General features: G+C 64.2%; 16 protein-coding genes. 7 read left to right on the top strand and 9 right to left on the bottom strand.

Features of this window, described 5'->3' with window-relative positions:
* Positions 1-40: 40 nt before the first annotated feature.
* Positions 41-1,432 carry a fosfomycin efflux MFS transporter AbaF gene (gene abaF / locus JOF46_RS04805; RefSeq protein ID WP_281070090.1) on the bottom strand — a complete coding sequence of 464 codons (1,392 nt, stop codon included), beginning with the start codon at positions 1,430-1,432 and terminating at the stop codon, positions 41-43.
* A gap of 312 nt (positions 1,433-1,744) precedes the next feature.
* Positions 1,745-2,038 (bottom strand): ABC transporter ATP-binding protein, encoded by a 294-nt coding sequence (locus JOF46_RS22140; protein WP_342592363.1) that lies wholly within the window; start codon positions 2,036-2,038, stop codon positions 1,745-1,747.
* Positions 2,039-2,454: 416 nt separating this feature from the next.
* On the opposite strand from JOF46_RS22140, the gene JOF46_RS04795 reads away from it, so the two are divergent.
* Entirely contained in the window at positions 2,455-3,474 is a 1,020-nt protein-coding gene (locus JOF46_RS04795) for a proline racemase family protein (protein WP_209906274.1), read from the top strand.
* A gap of 124 nt (positions 3,475-3,598) precedes the next feature.
* Positions 3,599-4,333 carry a helix-turn-helix transcriptional regulator gene (locus tag JOF46_RS04790; RefSeq protein ID WP_209906273.1) on the top strand — a complete coding sequence of 245 codons (735 nt, stop codon included), beginning with the start codon at positions 3,599-3,601 and terminating at the stop codon, positions 4,331-4,333.
* A gap of 142 nt (positions 4,334-4,475) precedes the next feature.
* On the opposite strand, the gene JOF46_RS04785 is transcribed toward JOF46_RS04790, so the two are convergent.
* Complete coding sequence (locus JOF46_RS04785) at positions 4,476-4,832, bottom strand: DUF6788 family protein (RefSeq protein ID WP_209906272.1); 357 nt, start codon at positions 4,830-4,832, stop codon at positions 4,476-4,478.
* 121 nt (positions 4,833-4,953) lie between these two features.
* Between JOF46_RS04785 and JOF46_RS04780 the strand changes: the two genes are divergently transcribed.
* Entirely contained in the window at positions 4,954-6,336 is a 1,383-nt protein-coding gene (locus JOF46_RS04780; RefSeq protein ID WP_209906271.1) for an NF041680 family putative transposase, read from the top strand.
* Positions 6,337-6,341: 5 nt separating this feature from the next.
* On the opposite strand, the gene JOF46_RS04775 is transcribed toward JOF46_RS04780, so the two are convergent.
* From JOF46_RS04775 to JOF46_RS04765, 3 genes are read right to left on the bottom strand one after another with little or no spacing between them, the layout of a single operon-like run.
* Positions 6,342-7,130: an amino acid ABC transporter ATP-binding protein gene (locus JOF46_RS04775; protein ID WP_209906270.1), complete on the bottom strand. Its 789-nt coding sequence runs from the start codon at positions 7,128-7,130 to the stop codon at positions 6,342-6,344.
* Entirely contained in the window at positions 7,127-8,041 is a 915-nt protein-coding gene (locus JOF46_RS04770) for an amino acid ABC transporter permease (protein ID WP_209911556.1), read from the bottom strand. Before JOF46_RS04770 ends, JOF46_RS04775 begins: the two co-directional genes overlap by 4 nt.
* A gap of 59 nt (positions 8,042-8,100) precedes the next feature.
* Positions 8,101-9,027 carry an ABC transporter substrate-binding protein gene (locus tag JOF46_RS04765; RefSeq protein WP_209906269.1) on the bottom strand — a complete coding sequence of 309 codons (927 nt, stop codon included), beginning with the start codon at positions 9,025-9,027 and terminating at the stop codon, positions 8,101-8,103.
* Between the two features lie 303 nt (positions 9,028-9,330).
* On the opposite strand from JOF46_RS04765, the gene JOF46_RS04760 reads away from it, so the two are divergent.
* The 3 genes from JOF46_RS04760 (at position 9,331) to ctlX (ending at position 12,066) form a co-directional block, all read left to right on the top strand.
* Positions 9,331-9,762, top strand: a complete 432-nt coding sequence (locus JOF46_RS04760) for an Lrp/AsnC family transcriptional regulator (RefSeq protein WP_209906268.1) — start codon at positions 9,331-9,333, stop codon at positions 9,760-9,762.
* Positions 9,763-9,967: 205 nt separating this feature from the next.
* Positions 9,968-10,999 carry an ornithine cyclodeaminase gene (locus tag JOF46_RS04755; RefSeq protein ID WP_209906267.1) on the top strand — a complete coding sequence of 344 codons (1,032 nt, stop codon included), beginning with the start codon at positions 9,968-9,970 and terminating at the stop codon, positions 10,997-10,999.
* A gap of 8 nt (positions 11,000-11,007) precedes the next feature.
* Positions 11,008-12,066 (top strand): citrulline utilization hydrolase CtlX, encoded by a 1,059-nt coding sequence (ctlX, locus tag JOF46_RS04750; RefSeq protein ID WP_209906266.1) that lies wholly within the window; start codon positions 11,008-11,010, stop codon positions 12,064-12,066.
* Between the two features lie 412 nt (positions 12,067-12,478).
* Here ctlX and JOF46_RS22830 read toward each other — a convergent pair whose 3' ends face one another.
* Both JOF46_RS22830 and JOF46_RS04740 read right to left on the bottom strand, forming a co-directional pair.
* Positions 12,479-12,964, bottom strand: a complete 486-nt coding sequence (locus tag JOF46_RS22830; protein ID WP_425355032.1) for an IclR family transcriptional regulator domain-containing protein — start codon at positions 12,962-12,964, stop codon at positions 12,479-12,481.
* Positions 12,888-13,175, bottom strand: a complete 288-nt coding sequence (locus JOF46_RS04740) for a helix-turn-helix domain-containing protein (protein ID WP_209906264.1) — start codon at positions 13,173-13,175, stop codon at positions 12,888-12,890. The genes JOF46_RS22830 and JOF46_RS04740 overlap by 77 nt, the downstream gene beginning before the upstream one ends.
* Between JOF46_RS04740 and JOF46_RS04735 the strand changes: the two genes are divergently transcribed.
* Positions 13,100-14,137: a C-terminal binding protein gene (locus JOF46_RS04735; RefSeq protein WP_209906263.1), complete on the top strand. Its 1,038-nt coding sequence runs from the start codon at positions 13,100-13,102 to the stop codon at positions 14,135-14,137. The genes JOF46_RS04740 and JOF46_RS04735 overlap by 76 nt on opposite strands.
* A gap of 28 nt (positions 14,138-14,165) precedes the next feature.
* Here the strand turns inward: JOF46_RS04735 and JOF46_RS04730 are convergent, their stop codons facing one another.
* Positions 14,166-14,969, bottom strand: coding sequence for an SDR family oxidoreductase (locus JOF46_RS04730; RefSeq protein ID WP_209906262.1), 804 nt, complete (start codon positions 14,967-14,969; stop codon positions 14,166-14,168).
* Positions 14,970-15,005: the final 36 nt, after the last annotated feature.

Raw genomic sequence — 15,005 nt, 5'->3', positions numbered from 1 at the left:
TCATTCCTTAGGTTTTCGTCAGGCGTTGTGCGGGTCGGGGTCAGGCGGCGATGTTGGTGCGCAACGCCGCCTCGGCGTCGACATCGTGCAGCGACTTGCCCCGGGTTTCCTTGGCAAAGGAGACCGCCACAATCGAGATGACCGCTGCCGCGACAAGGTAGATGGAAATCGGAATCGACGAATCGAACTTCTGCAGGAGCGTCAGTGCGATCAGCGGCGCCAAGGAACCTGCAAGGATCGGAGCAAACTGGTAGCAGAGCGACAGGGCGGTGTACCGCACGTTGGTCGGGAACATTTCGGTCATGAGCGCCGAGTACGGCGCATAGGTCAAGGACTCGATGGCCAGGCCCAGGGTGATGGCAGCCATGACGATCCAGTCATTGCCTGTGTCCATCATCGGGAAGCCCACGAATCCCCAGAATGCGGTGAGAACTGCGCCGGTCAGATATACGGGCTTGCGCCCGACGATGTCCGAAAGCAGCCCAACCAAAGGGATCATGCAGAAGTGCAGGAAGTGCGCACCAAACATCAGCAGGAGGATGCGCGTGGTATCCATGTCGACGACCAGCTTGAGGTAGGTGATCGAGAAGGTGACAACGATGTAGTACAGGATGTTCTCGGCGAATCGGGCACCAATGCCGATCAGCACGGCGCGCCAGTGGTAACGCAGGACGTGGAGGATGCCCGGCTGGACTTCCTGCGAGGCCGCTTGGCGCGCCTGGGCCTCCTTGAAGATCGGTGCGTCGTCGACCTTGGTGCGGATCCAGTAGCCGATCAAGACCACCACGGCGGAGAACCAGAACGCCACGCGCCATCCCCATGAAAGGAATGCTTCCTCGGGCAGGACACTGGAGAGACCCAGCAGCACGAGCGTGGCAACCAGGTTGCCCAACGGGACACCGGCCTGCGGCCAGCTGGCCCAGAAGCCTCGCCGGTCGTCGGGGCTGTGCTCGCTCACCAAGATGATCGCGCCTCCCCATTCGCCGCCGAAGGCAAAGCCCTGGATGAGGCGAAGGGTCACCAGGAGCCCGGGCGCCCAGTATCCAATGACATCGAAGGTGGGCAGGCAACCCATGAGGAACGTCGTGATGCCCACGACGACAAGACTGAGCTGGAGCAACGCCTTGCGGCCGATGCGGTCGCCGAAGTGCCCGAACACGAGTCCGCCGATCGGGCGGGCGGCGAAGCCCACGGCGTAGAGCGCAAATGCGGCGATGACGCCGTCAACCGGATTTCCCGTCTGCCGGAAGAAATGGGTTCCGAAGACCAGGGCGGAGGCCGTGCCGTACAGGAAGAACTCGTACCATTCGGCGACGGTTCCGGCCATGGCGGCAGCCACAACCCGCTTGAGGCCCCGGGGAGCCGCGGTGCCGCGCCCGGAACCCGGCAGGCCCCCGGGGGCCTTTCGGTCAAGCATTTCATTGGTGCTCATGTGGTCTCCTTGAGATGGTGGACAACGCCGCCCACGTGTTCTGCATCACGAATCTATGCAATGGTACATGTCACATATTCATGGAGCAAGACTTTCCGAACCGCTTTCCGGAGAACTTTTGCCGGCGCCGCTCCGGGGTCCACAGTCACGTGGAAGCGGGCCCCAGGCCCGGCGGAAGAACCGCCTTGGGTCGAAAAAGCAAGGAGCCCGGTGCGCGGAGAATGCTCCGCGCACCGGGCTGCCTTGAACAGGTCGAACGCCCTTGCCCTATCCGGCGATGAGCCGCCCCATGGCCTGCAGCCGACGGACCCCTCACGCGGGGTTGATCACCGGCACGGCACGCAAAGGCGCCCGGGTGCACTCTCCCGTCGGATTGTCGAAGACCCGGGTCGCTCTTCCCTGCTCAACGATCCTGCCCGAGCTCATCACCGCGACGTCATCGGCGATCTGCCGCACCACGGCCAGGTCGCGGGCGACGAAGAGGTGCGAATACCCGGATTCCCGTTGCAGCTCGCGCAGCAGGTTGATGACCTGCGCCGGCACGGAAACACCAAGGGCGGAAACAGCTTCGTCGCAGATGACCAGCCTGGGCTCGACGGCGAGCACCCGTGCAATGCCGATGCGTTGGGCCTGCCCTCCGGAAAGCTGGTGGCGGGTGGCGGGTGCTGTGGTCGGGGTTCAGCCCGACACGTTCCAGCAGGGATTTGACCAGCGAGCGCCGTTCGACGCCCTTGATGCCCCGGTAGTCCAGCGGTGCCGCAACGATGCGTCCACCCGCACTCCACATCCGGATCAAGCCCGAAGCTTCGCCGCTTTGACAAGTGGCAATTTGTACAATGTACTATTACACAAGAAGTGTCCCCCGACACATCGTGTCAGGCTCTCGCGCACGCCCAAGCAGGACCCCAAAACAGCAATCAAGTCGATGGTTCACGCGAGAATATCCCCGCTCGCTTCGCGCAACCCACGGTTGCCAGCCAGCGTCCGACGACTACGACAGCACAAGAATGGAATCCGCAAAAATGGCTACTGCCTCCATCCAGGTCAGCACGATTGACTACCACACTGGCGGAGAACCATTCCGAATTGTCGCCGACGGATACGGCACCCTTGAAGGCAACACCGTCGCCGAGCGCCGGGTTTCGGCCCAAAACAGCGCAGGGGTCGATCGGATCCGCCAGATGCTGGTTCAGGAACCCCGGGGCCACACAGACATGTACGGCTGCTTCGTCACCGAGCCAGACGACGAAGGCGCCGACTTCGGCGCCGTCTTCTGGCACAAGGACGGCTACTCAACGGCCTGCGGCCACGGCACCATGGCCCTTGGCGTGTGGGCCGTGGAGGAACTGATCGTCGAATCGGACCCCAATGGCACCACGGTGGTCGTCATCGACGTGCCCTCGGGCCGCGTGGCCGCACACGTCGAATCCGCTGGCGGCGTCGTCCAGCGTGTCACATTCGAGAACGTCCCTTCCTACGTCACGGGACAGGGCCTTGAAGTTGAGGCCAATGGCCGTACTTTCACTGTGGACCTGGCCTATGGCGGAGCCATCTACGCCTGCCTTGACGTTGCGCAGCTGGGCATGGAGATCACGAAGGAAAACTACTCCGAATTGCGCGCCATCGGCCGTGCGGTCAAGTGGGCATGCAACCAGCTTCCCGAGGCGCAGCACCCGGATCCGCGGCTGAGCGGCGTGTACGGGACCATTCTCTTCCAAAAGTTCGAGGACCTGCCATCGGGCCCGCACCAGACCAACATGACGGTCTTTGCCGACGGGGAGGTCGACCGCTCGCCGTGCGGTTCGGGAACCTCGGCACGCCTCGCCTGCCTGGCAGCCTCGGGCGAGATCGATGGACGTTCCCTGCGCCACGATTCCATCGTCGGATCCACCTTCGTCGGCACGGTGCGCCCGCACGACGAGGCCCACTCCGACTTCCCGGCGGTGATCCCGGTCGTCACCGGGATGGCCTACCGGACCGGCCGCCACCAATTCGAGCTCAATCCCAGCGACGAACTGGGAACCGGGTTCATTCTCTTCTAGGCTCCCGCCCGCGGGTGCCGGGCCCACGTGGTGACAGCGGTTGGCACGCACCATGACCGCGGGAAAAACATGGAACCAAACCGAGCCCCACCTCCCCGGGGGTGCCTGAAAGGGGGCGCTTTTCATGACCGTCCTTGGAATATCCGAGCACTCGAACCGGCTCAGGATCGTCGAGTCGCTTGGACCGGAGTTTGCCGCAAGGCGGGGACTCCTCGAATCATGCGCACCGTCGAACGTGGAATACATCCGCACCACGGATCACCTCGATGGAGTGTTTCGCGACCTGCAATCCACCGCCGGCAGGTCCATCGAAATCTTTGACCCCGGAAACGCCGACCTTGATGCGCCGATGCCTCCGCCCGTGCCCACATCCCCCGGCAGGCCGGATATGCAGTGCCGCGTGGTTTTTGCCCCGTCCGCGGTGCAGCACGATGTTTCCGTCAGGCGGCCGCTGGGCACGCGGTGGGCCTCATTCGAGATGCGTGTTTATCCGAAGGTCCCTGCCAAGCTCGTGATCCGCGACAGGGAAGAAGCCCTGATCGTGGGGGCCGAAGAACACCATGGGGGCGCGATGGGCATTCACATCCTAAGCCCGTGGCTCGCCTCGTTCCTGCACGAGACATTCGAGACGATTTGGCAGGCGGCTATGCCGTTGTCGCCGACGCATCTGGCAGCCCCGCATCTGTTCAGCAGCGAGGAACGCGAGATCCTTCGACTCCTGGCCAGCGGATTGACCGATGAATCCATCGCACGCTCGTTCGGCGTCAGCCAACGGACGATCCAGCGAAAGGTGCAACAAATTCAACGCAGGGTCGGGGCCATCAGCCGGTTCCAGCTGGGTGCCATGACGGCGGCCTGAAGGCATGTAGCCACGGCATCAAACCTGCCCACCACCTCGGCGGCGAACCCGAAGTCGCTCGATTCCCGCAACACATCAAGCCCCTCGTCGTGCCCCCACCTGCTCTGTTCGGGGTTGCTGCGGCTCCACTGGCCTCAGCTTGCTATTTAACCTTTTCGCGCAGGATGGCGCGCGTGGCCCGCTCGGAGGCCTCGCGCATGTCCTTGATGATCCGCCGTAGCTCGCGGTCGTTGTCGATCCATTCCCGATAGAGCGTGGCCTCCTCCTCGCTCAGGGTCCGGGTGACGGTCTTGCCGTTGACCTTGCTGCTCCACTGGTAGAACGGGGCCCGCCCCGTTTTCTTCTCCGTGGCGTCGGCGGGTGCGGCATGGCGGTGGACGACCGAGCCGTGGTGGATCAGGCCCAGCTCGCCGATGCGGGCCGCCAGCTCCCTGTATTCGGCGGTGGCCTCGGCCAGTTCCTGGCTCGGATCCGGTGGGGGTTTGGGGGTGGTGGCCATGGATGCGCCCTCCGGTCGGAGTGGGTTGCGAAAAATGCTGCCGTGTCGTTCCCGGCTTCCCACCAGTCTATCGAACAGTATTAGTACTGTCTGATGATTGGTGACACCCGGGAGTTCCTCGATGACCGAAAACCCAGCACAGGAACTGATCGATTTCCGCGACAGGTTCTACCACTGCCTCGAATCCCGCCCCGATGCGCAGTTCGAGCTCTGCGACGCGATCCTGTGCTCCGAAGGCCCGGTCGACACCCTGGTTGGGCTCTCCCAGGTTCCCGAGCACCGCCGCGGCTACGGGGCGCTCTATGATGCGGTGAACCAGGGAACGCTCACCGAAAAGCAGCTGCGCGGCGCACTGCTGGCGGCCCCGCTGCCCCGGGATGCCAGCGGGCGGATCGTTTTGGCCGTGGACATCAGCAATTGGCTGCGCCCCGATGCCCCGACCAGCCCCGAACGGCTCTTCTGCCACACCTATGCCCGCGGCTCCGGGGCCAAGCAAATGATTCCGGGCTGGCCGTATTCCTTCATCGCCGCGGTGGAGCCCGGGCGCACCTCCTGGACCAGGATCCTTGACGTGCGCCGGCTGGGTCCCGCCGAGTCGGAAACCGAGATGACCGCCGGGCAGCTGCGCACCGTCATCGAGGGCATCATCGCCGCCGGGCACTGGAAACCCGGGGACCAAAAGATCTTGGCGCTCTTCGACGCCGGATACAACGTGGCCCGCATCGGCTGGCTCCTGGCCGACCTGCCCTTGGAGGTGATCGGGCGCCTGCGCTCGGACCGGGTGCTGCGCAACGATCCGATTCCGGCGCCGCCGGGGTCCGGGCGCCCGGCCCGCCACGGCAGGGACTTCAGGCTCCAGGACCCGGACACCTGGGGCGCCCCGGCCACCGCAAGCCACACCGAAACGACCCGCTACGGGGACGCCGCCGCCCAAAGCTGGAACCGCCTGCATCCGCGGCTGGCCCGCCGCGGAGCTTGGGAGGACCACCGGGGTGAGTTGCCGGTCATCGCCGGCACGCTGATCCGGCTCGAGGTCCAGCACCTGCCGGGCAACGCCAAGCCCAAGCCACTTTGGCTTTGGACCTCGGCCCCGGACCCGGATACCGCCCAGGCCCAGAGGTATTGGCAGTCCTACCTGCGCCGCTTCGACCTGGAGCACACGTTCAGGTTCCTGAAGCAGACGCTGGGCTGGAATGCCCCGCAGGTCACCTCCCCGCGGGCGGGCGACACCTGGACGTGGCTGGTGGTCGCCGCCCACACCCAGTTGGCGCTGGCCCGCGAGCTCACCGGCGACCTGCGCCGACCGTGGGAAAAGGTGGTGGAGCCGCACAAGCTCAGTCCGGCGCGGACCCGGCGGGGATTTCGGTACCTCCACCGGAAGCTGCCGTTGCTTGCCGGCGCACCGAAACCCACGCATCCGGGGCCCGGGCGACCGCCGGGCCGCAAGAATCGACGACCGGCCATCATTCATCCGGTGGGAAAGCAGCCGTCAACGGTTAAATAGCAAGCTCAGAGAACCTTGGAGAGGAACTCCCTGGTTCGGGCCTGCTGCGGGTTGGCGATGATCGTCCGAGGGTCCCCGCTTTCGACCACGACGCCGCCGTCCATGAAGGTCAGGGTGTCTCCCACCTCGCGAGCGAACCCGATCTCGTGGGTGACGACAATCATCGTCATTCCGGATTCGGCCAGTTCCTTCATGACGGCCAGGACCTCGCCCACCAGTTCGGGGTCCAGGGCCGAGGTCGGCTCATCGAAAAGCATCAATTCCGGTTCCATGGCCAAGGCGCGGGCGATTGCCACCCGCTGCTGCTGGCCGCCGGAGAGCTGGGCTGGATAGTGGTTGGCGTGTTTCGCCAAACCCACACGGTCGAGCAATTCCAGGGCACGCGATCTTGCGTGGGCCCGGGGTTGCCGCTTCACCTGTGTGGGGGCCTCCATGATGTTCTGCAGCACCGTGCGATGCGCGAAAAGGTTGAAGCGCTGGAACACCATGCCGATTTCCCGGCGCTGCGCGGCAATCTGCTTGGCCGTCAGGTCATGCAGCCGACCACGGGATTCCCGGTAGCCAATCAACTCGTCACGCACGTGGATTCGACCGGCGTTGATGGTTTCCAGCCTGTTGATGCAGCGCAGCAGTGTTGACTTCCCCGAGCCGGAAGGGCCGATCAACACGGATACCTCGCCTTGGCGAACCGTCATGTCGATTCCACGCAACACGTGGTGCTGGCCGTAGTACTTGTGGACCCCGTCGATGCGGACGAGGGCTTGCTTGGTGATGGTGTCGGCGGTGATCGTCACGCTGGCTCGTCCTTGTCCTTGGTTGCGGGTGCCACGCCGGCAACGCGGGCGGGGGCTTTCTTGGCTGCCTTGATCGGGGCGGGGACGAAATTGTCCACGCCCTTCCCGAAGTGCCGTTCGACGTAGTACTGCCCGACCATCAGCAGGCTGGTGATCAGCAGGTACCAGAGTGCCGCGACAATGAGCAGGGGAATGGGGAGGTAGTTTCGGTTCGCGATGCCGTTGGTGGCAAAGGTCAGATCGAGGGTAAAGGGAACCGCGAGCACCAGGGAGGTGGTCTTGAGCATGCCGATGGTCTCGTTGCCGGTGGGCGGCACGATGATGCGCATGGCCTGGGGCAGAATAATGCGCCACATGATCTTGGACTTTCGCATCCCCAAGGCCTCGGCAGCCTCCATTTGGCCGGTATCAACGGATTTGAGGCCTGCACGGAAAATCTCGGCCAGATAGGCCGACTCGTTGAGGCCGAGGCCCAACACCGCGGCCACGAATGCCGTGACGACGTCTTGGGTGTTGAAGCTCAACAGCTCCGGCCCGAACGGCACACCCAAGGCTATCTTGGGATAAAGGACGGAAATCAGGCCCCAGAACACGAGTTGCGTGTAGACCGGGGTACCCCGGAAAAACCAGACCCAGGCCCAGCTCACGCTGCGGAACAGCGGGTTCTCCGATTGGCGCATAAAGGCCAGGAGAATGGCCAACACGACGGCGATGACCATGGACAGGACGGTCAGCAGCAACGTCCAACCGATGCCCTGGATCACCAGGACATCCATGAAATACGTTCCCACCACGTCCCACCGGAAGTTGGGATTCGTCACCAGGCTTTGGGCGACGAGCCCCACGAAGAGCACGATCAGGGCTGCGGCGGCCCAACGGCCCGGGTGGCGGACCGGAACGGCGATGATCATTTCCGGTCTGCTGTGCGCGACCACGTTCTTGCGGGGTGCGGTTTCGGGGGCAAGGATACTCAACTGCCCGACTCCGGGTTCACTTGGGCCTTCACAATGGCGCCGTCGGAGTTGCTCCAGCTTTCCAGGATCTTGGCGTAGGTCCCGTCGCTAATGAGTTTGTTCACAACCTTGCCGACGAGTTCGGCCAGTTCCTTGTCGGACTTGGCCACGGCGATTCCCTGCTTCGCTCCGTCGTAGACCTCCCCGAGGTTCTCCAGGCTGTCGCCGGTCTGCGACAGGGCGTAGCCGGTCACCGGTGAATCGGCGGCCATAGCATCGATGCCGCCGTTGACCAGGCGGGTGGTGACGTCGGTCTGCGACTTGAGGCTGATGACCTCGATGGCTTCCTTGCCGTCCGCGACACATACCTTGGAACGTTCGGCCACATCCGGATCCTGAACGGTGCCGGTTTGGACACCTACGCGCTTGCCACACAGATCTTCCAGCGTGAGCCCGCCGGGGTTTCCCTTGAGGACCGCCCACTGGGTTCCGGCGTTGAAGTAGCTGACGAAGTTCACCGTCTTGGAGCGTTCGGGATTGATGGTGAAGGAAGAAATGCCCAAGTCGTATTTGGTGCCGAGGGCAGGCAAGATGCCGGTGAACTCGGAGGTTGCCACTTCGGTGGTGAGGCCCAGGGTTGCACCGATGGCCTTGGCAAGATCGACGTCGTATCCCTGCGGTGTCTGTCCGTCGTCGCCGCCAAGGAATTCGGCCGGCGCGTAAGAGGTGTCCGAACCAACCGTGAGGGTTCCCTTGGCCTTCAGATCCGCGGGAACCAACGCTGCCAGCGCCTCATCCTGGGAAACCGTCGAGGCCTCGAATCCCGTGGTCCCCGAAGGGGTGCTCGCGTTCGACTGCGAGGCTGTTGAACATCCGCTGAGCGCCAGCGAGGCCATGGCGGCCGCGACTGCGAGCTTGAACGGCAAGGAGGATGAAGACGGCATCATAGTAACCCTTTGTGTCATGTAGTACGACGGAATCCTGCGGCGCGAATAGCGCAAGCGAAGTGGAACACCACGGCCGGGCAGGATGGCCCGACAGAAAATCCCGGCATGGCTTGGTGGCCGGAAATGAACACGCGCCTCAACGTGGTGGTGTCGAAGGCGCAACCCTCCGCCACAATTTTCGTGAGGGAGATCACTCGCCATCCACAGTACGGTCCGCTGTTGTGCACCCTCAATTGCAGAAAAGCCTACTTTTCGCTGACTGATTGCGCAGATTGTCGAAGGCCGATGTACTTTATGTACATGACAGCCCTCACAGACCTTGACCGTCGACTTCTCTCTGCGCTGCGCGAGGACGGGCGGACACCCGTCGCCACCCTTGCCCGAACCCTCGGTGTCGCCCGCGCCACGGTCAACAGCCGGCTGGAGCGACTGATCAACAATGGAACCATCGTGGGCTTCTCCGTCAGGATCCGCGAGGAAAGCGATCCCATGGCCATCCACGCCATCGCCTTCATCGAAGTCGAAGGGCGTTCGGCCGACAAGGTCATCAGGCAATTGCGGGGATTCCCGGAAATCACCTCGCTGCACACCACGAACGGCGGATGGGACCTGGTCGCGGAGCTTCGAGCGGAAAGCCTGCCCGGGTTCGACCAGATCCTCGGGCGGATCCGCGGAGTTGAGGGCATCGTGAACAGCGAAACCAGCCTCCTGCTCAGCTCGGTGCTTCGCTAGCAGCCCTCCCGGCCCGGTCCGGACGTCGGGGCGCTCCCGCCGGCGATCGGTGGCCGCCCGCCAATTTTGTACACAGTGCTCAATGTGAGTCGACATTTTGCCAACTCTCTCAATGAAAAGCGTGCATTTCAGCAATTGTGGATGCATATCGCCGGTACATAGGCTCATTGCAACAACGGCTTACGAGAGAAAATAGGGGGCGCAGATGACGCGCTTTGTCGATGTCCGCAACATGGTCCGCTGGACGGCTACCCAGGGCCCGGAGAAAATCATCACCGGAATCATGGAGTACCTTGAGAATGATTTCAAGCGCTGGGAATCCTTTGACAAGACACCCCGCGTCGCCAGCCACACTCCCTTCGGCGTCATCGAGCTCATGCCCACCAGCGACCGGGAAACCTACGGCTTCAAGTACGTCAACGGGCACCCTTCGAATCCTTCCCGTGGTTTCCAGACCGTCACGGCTTTTGGCGTGTTGGCCGATGTCCACAACGGCTATCCCACGTTCCTGACCGAAATGACGGTCCTGACGGCGCTTCGCACGGCCGCCACCTCCGGCATGGTGGCGAAGAAGCTCGCCCGGCCAGATTCGACGGTGATGGCCATGATCGGAACCGGAAGCCAGTCCGAGTTCCAGGCCATGGCCTTCCGCAGCGCCCTGGGCATCACCACCCTGCGGGTGTGGGACACCGACCCGGCGGCGATGGAGAAGTTTGTCCGGAACATGACGCCGTTGGGATTCGACATCACGGTGGCGTCCTCGGCGCAGGAGGCGGTGCTCGGTGCCGACGTCATCACCACCTGCACCGCCGACAAGGCCAACGCGACCATCCTCACGGCGGAGCTGGTCAAGCCCGGTGTGCACATCAATGCCATCGGCGGGGACTGCCCGGGAAAGACCGAGCTGGATGCTGCCATCCTGGAGCTCGGTGAGGTCTTCGTCGAGTTCACCGAGCAGACCCGCATTGAAGGCGAAATTCAGCAGATGCCCGCCGATTTCACGGTCACCGAATTCTGGCAGGTACTGGATGGCCAGGGCCCCGGCCGGAAGTCGGCCGACCAGATCACCATCTTTGATTCCGTGGGTTTTGCCATTGAGGACTTCGCTGCCCTGCGCTACGTCCGCGATGCGGTCGTCGGGACGGATTTCTTCGAGGAAATCGACCTTGTCGCGAACCCGGAGAACCCAAAGGACCTCTTCGGTCTCATCGGCGCGCTCTCACCTGTCGGATCCTGAGCACGGGAATGTCAGTTCAAGCCCCTTCCGCAGTAGTGCTCGTCCGCCCCCACTGTTTTGCACCGAATCCCGAGACGGCAGGTGACAACGCATTCCAGGTCCCCGCCGATGGCCTGGACGCCGAGATACTCGCTTCCGCGGCGCGCGACGAGGTCACGGGACTCGCACTGGCGCTGGAGTCCGCCGGCATCACGGTGCACCTTTTCGATGACCACGACCACAACCGTCCGGACAGCGTGTTCCCCAACAACTGGCTGTCCACCCACGCCGGGGGACATGTTGCTGTCTTCCCGATGTACGCTCCAAACCGCCGGAACGAACGTCGGGCCGACATCCTTGAGCTTCTGAAGTTCCGGTATCGGGTGCAAGACGTCATCGATTATTCGGGACTCGAGGTTGACGACGTCTTCCTGGAAGGCACCGGAGCCATGGTCCTGGACCACGGGGCCCGGGTTGCGTACGCGGCCAGGTCCCGCCGGGCCGACCCGGTGGCGTTGGAACGGTTCTGCACGAACTTCGGTTATGAGCCGATGGCATTCGATGCAGTGGATTCCTCCGGGGCTGCCGTCTACCACACCAATGTCATGATGACCGTGGCGACCGATTTCGCGATGATCGGGCTGGATATGATCCGTTCTCCGGAACGGCGCCGGCAGGTTGCGGAACGACTTTCCGCCGGCGGTCGGGCCATCATCGGGCTGACCCATGAACAGGTACGGATGTTCGCGGGGAACGCGATTGAATTGCAGGGCACGAACGGACGGTACCTTGCGCTTTCACGCACGGCCTTCGCCTGCCTGACCGAAGCGCAAAAGGAAGTAATCCAGCGAAGCTGCACGCTGCTCCCGGTTGACGTCTCCACCATCGAGCTGGCGGGCGGATCCGTCAGGTGCATGATCGCCGGAATTCACCTCGACCCCCGGCCCACACCCACGGACGTGGATGGACTGTCAGGGCAGTCGGCCGCGCGTGGGGCCAACATTGGCCTTGGGTATGCCTCGCCGGTGCATGAAAATCTCCCATCAGGTGGTTCAGGCCCACGGAAAGGGGCGCTTGTTCTTGGATAAGGATCGGGCGCTTCTGCGCCTGAGGGTCGGCGAAAACTGAACGCTGCCACGGGGCGCTGCCATGTGAGCGCCTGGGCCTGATATTCCATCGGGTCCAGGTACTCGCCGGGATCTCGCGATGCGTGCATGCTTGTGCCAAGGTCAGGCTTCCGTTCCAGACGCTAAACGCATCGGGACCGGGCCGGGCTGTTCCCGGAAACTTTCGGAGCCATTCCATGGCCGCACCGGTAACACCGTGGAACGGCTCGTACCTGCAACTCGGAAACCCCTTGGAGACGACGCTGCGTATCCACCTGCAGCAGACCGGTTATTTCGCCTCCCCGCCCCCGCTCTGCCCCTCGTCAGCGGCGAAACCTCGGCGCGGACAAGGAACTGGCCAGCGCTGAACCGGGATGTAAGTAAACACCGTGCCCTAGCGTCTGCCGCGCAGGAGTGTGCTGATTTCGCCGGCCGTCCGGACCATGGCAGTGCCGTACTCCTCATATTTGGCAGGCAGTATGCGGCTCGAGGGACCGGAGATCGATACGCAGCCCACCGGGCTGCCCGCGGAGTTCACGATGGTTGCTCCCAGGGACGTGATTCCGCTGCTCGGACCCTCTTCGTTGATGGCATAGCCACATTCCCGCGCTTCGCGCACCAATTTCCACATGCTTCCGGGGGCCGTGGCAGTCTGCTCACCAACCTTTCCCAAGGGACCATCCATGACGTCGGGGACAAATTCGACTGTGGAAGCCCCCAGGAAGGCCAGTCCCGTTGCCGATGCGTGCAATGGAAGGAGTTCCCAGCGCCAGGAACGCGCGCAGGACGTGCGACTTATCGAGTCATTCAACGACGACCAGGGAATTGCCGTCGGGGACGCATAGGTGAACCGTTTCCCGGGTGTCCAGCTGCAGGCCATTCATCGGGCCAACGGCGATGTCCCGCAGGTCGGCACCCAGTCCAGCGCGGGCGGTCACGGCATATGCTTGAAAGCCCAGTGACCAAGTCGCGTCGCGTGTATCGCTTTGCTGCACCCAGTTCACTCCCTTGAGCGTTGCCAGCATTCGCAGAACCGTGGCCTTGGACCCGCCGGTCCGCTTGGCAATGTCGGAGAACCCAGTGCGGCTCACCCCGCGTCCTGATCACCGACGCCGCCGATCTGGACCACACCATTGCCTTGGACCTGCTCGCCGAGGCGGGCATCGAAGCCGCCTACCTGGATTCCCGCGACCGCGCAGGAATCCTGGCCGCCGCGCGCCAGTGCGCCGGAATCATCCTGGGTTACGCCTCGCTTGATGCATCGATGATTGCCGCATTGCCCAACCTGAAGGTCGTGGCCACCATGTCGGCGGGATTCGACATGGTCGATGTGCAGGCGGCGACCGACGCAGGAATCACGGTGTGCACCGTCCCCTCAGCCGCAACGGCGGATGTGGCAACCCACGCGTTCGCCGGAATGCTGGCCCTGGTTCGCCAGCTTCCCCGTTCCCAGGCCCTGGCGCGGGCCGGCGACTGGACCGGGACCGGGCTGCCGGTGCCCCAGCGGCTTGAAAGCCTCACGCTGGGATTGGTGGGCTTCGGGAGGATCGCCCAGTTCCTGGCGAACATTGCCGAACCGGTGTTCAAGGAAGTCATCGCCTACGACCCGTTCACCCCCGCCGAGTGCTGGCCCGACGGCGTGCGCCGGGTCGAACTGGACGAGCTGCTGGAAAGCTCCAACGTGCTCAGCCTGCACACCCCGCTCACCGGCGAAACCGAAAACCTCATCGATGCCACGGCGCTGGAGGCCATGCCGGCGGGCTCCTACCTGGTCAATGTCGCCCGCGGCGGGCTCGTCGACGAGCCCGCGCTGCTCGAAGCGCTGGATTCCGGCCATCTGGCCGGGGCCATGCTGGATGTGCCGGCCCAGGAGCCTGCTCCGACGGACCACCCGCTGCTGTCCCACCCCTCGGCAATCATCACCCCGCACACCGCCTACCGCTCCACTGACTCGCTGCGCGAATACATGGCCCTGCCGGCCCGCAACGTCATCGCCGTGCTGGCTGGGCTCGAAGCGGAAACGCCCCTGAGGGTCCCCGTCTCCACACGCTAGAGCAAGTCGGTGCCCGAGGGCGCGGAACTTAGGCGGACCGGGGTTGCTCCCGCACCGTGCCCCGGCGCGCGGCAGCATCCTGTTCGGCGAGGAATTGGGTCCAACCGAGCTGCCCGCGCTGCGCCCCGGGGGCAGCAAGGTTCTCCCCATTTCGGTAGGCCCTGCCGATCGCCCCGGGAATCCGGATCGGCAGCCTCGGGTGGCGGTGGCCGAAGACCTCCCAATAGCCTTCCAATAATTTCTGGACGTCCAGAACCTCGGGCCCGACCAGATCTGCCACGCGCCCGGCCGGTTCCCCGAGGGCCAGCTCGGCCAGGCGGGCCGCGACCTCCTCGACGTGCACCGGTTCGAAGCACAGGCCTCCCGGCACCGGGGCCAGCGGCATCCGGGCGAGCATCCGCACCACGGGCCAGACGAAGTCGTACAGCTGCGCTGCACGCAGCACCGTCCACCGAACCCCGGAGCCAGCGAGGGCTTCCTCGGCCGCCGCCTTGGCCCGGAAGTAGCCGATCGGCATCGCCTCCGCGCCGACGACCGAGATGAGGATGAGGTGGCCGGTTCCCGCAGTCCTGGCCGCGTCCGCCAGGTGGCCGGCGGCGATGTCGTCCCCCTTGGCGCCGCCGGCCAGGTGCAGCACGGTGTCCACCCCGTCCAGTGCCGCGGCCAACCCGGTGCCTGCGACGGTGTCGCCCGGGACATGCTCGATCCCGGGCTCGTTCGCGCGCGGGTGGCGGCTGAGGATGCGCACGTCCTTGCCGGCGGCGCGCAGCCGCCGAACCACGTGGCTGCCGATGTTGCCGGTGCCCCCGGTCACGAGAATGGGTGTTTTCATGATCCTGTTCCCTTATTCTTTTGTCACGTCGAGGCC

The sequence above is a fragment of the Paeniglutamicibacter psychrophenolicus genome (assembly GCF_017876575.1).
In the GTDB taxonomy this organism is placed as follows: Bacteria; Actinomycetota; Actinomycetes; order Actinomycetales; family Micrococcaceae; genus Paeniglutamicibacter; species Paeniglutamicibacter psychrophenolicus.
Note: the sequence above shows the minus strand (reverse complement) of the source record. Positions and strands in the feature narration are given on the sequence as shown.

Bases quoted from the DNA above. Each gene is read 5' to 3' on its own strand.
- ctlX (WP_209906266.1), top strand. From the start codon at position 11,008: ATGTCAGTTCAAGCCCCTTCCGCAGTAGTGCTCGTCCGCCCCCACTGT.
- JOF46_RS04785 (WP_209906272.1), bottom strand. From the start codon at position 4,832: ATGGCCACCACCCCCAAACCCCCACCGGATCCGAGCCAGGAACTGGCC.
- JOF46_RS04760 (WP_209906268.1), top strand. From the start codon at position 9,331: ATGACAGCCCTCACAGACCTTGACCGTCGACTTCTCTCTGCGCTGCGC.
- abaF (WP_281070090.1), bottom strand. From the start codon at position 1,432: ATGAGCACCAATGAAATGCTTGACCGAAAGGCCCCCGGGGGCCTGCCG.
- JOF46_RS04780 (WP_209906271.1), top strand. From the start codon at position 4,954: ATGACCGAAAACCCAGCACAGGAACTGATCGATTTCCGCGACAGGTTC.
- JOF46_RS22830 (WP_425355032.1), bottom strand. From the start codon at position 12,964: ATGGCCTGCAGCTGGACACCCGGGAAACGGTTCACCTATGCGTCCCCG.
- JOF46_RS04730 (WP_209906262.1), bottom strand. From the start codon at position 14,969: ATGAAAACACCCATTCTCGTGACCGGGGGCACCGGCAACATCGGCAGC.
- JOF46_RS04755 (WP_209906267.1), top strand. From the start codon at position 9,968: ATGACGCGCTTTGTCGATGTCCGCAACATGGTCCGCTGGACGGCTACC.
- JOF46_RS04790 (WP_209906273.1), top strand. From the start codon at position 3,599: ATGACCGTCCTTGGAATATCCGAGCACTCGAACCGGCTCAGGATCGTC.
- JOF46_RS04795 (WP_209906274.1), top strand. From the start codon at position 2,455: ATGGCTACTGCCTCCATCCAGGTCAGCACGATTGACTACCACACTGGC.
- JOF46_RS04770 (WP_209911556.1), bottom strand. From the start codon at position 8,041: ATGATCATCGCCGTTCCGGTCCGCCACCCGGGCCGTTGGGCCGCCGCA.
- JOF46_RS04765 (WP_209906269.1), bottom strand. From the start codon at position 9,027: ATGCCGTCTTCATCCTCCTTGCCGTTCAAGCTCGCAGTCGCGGCCGCC.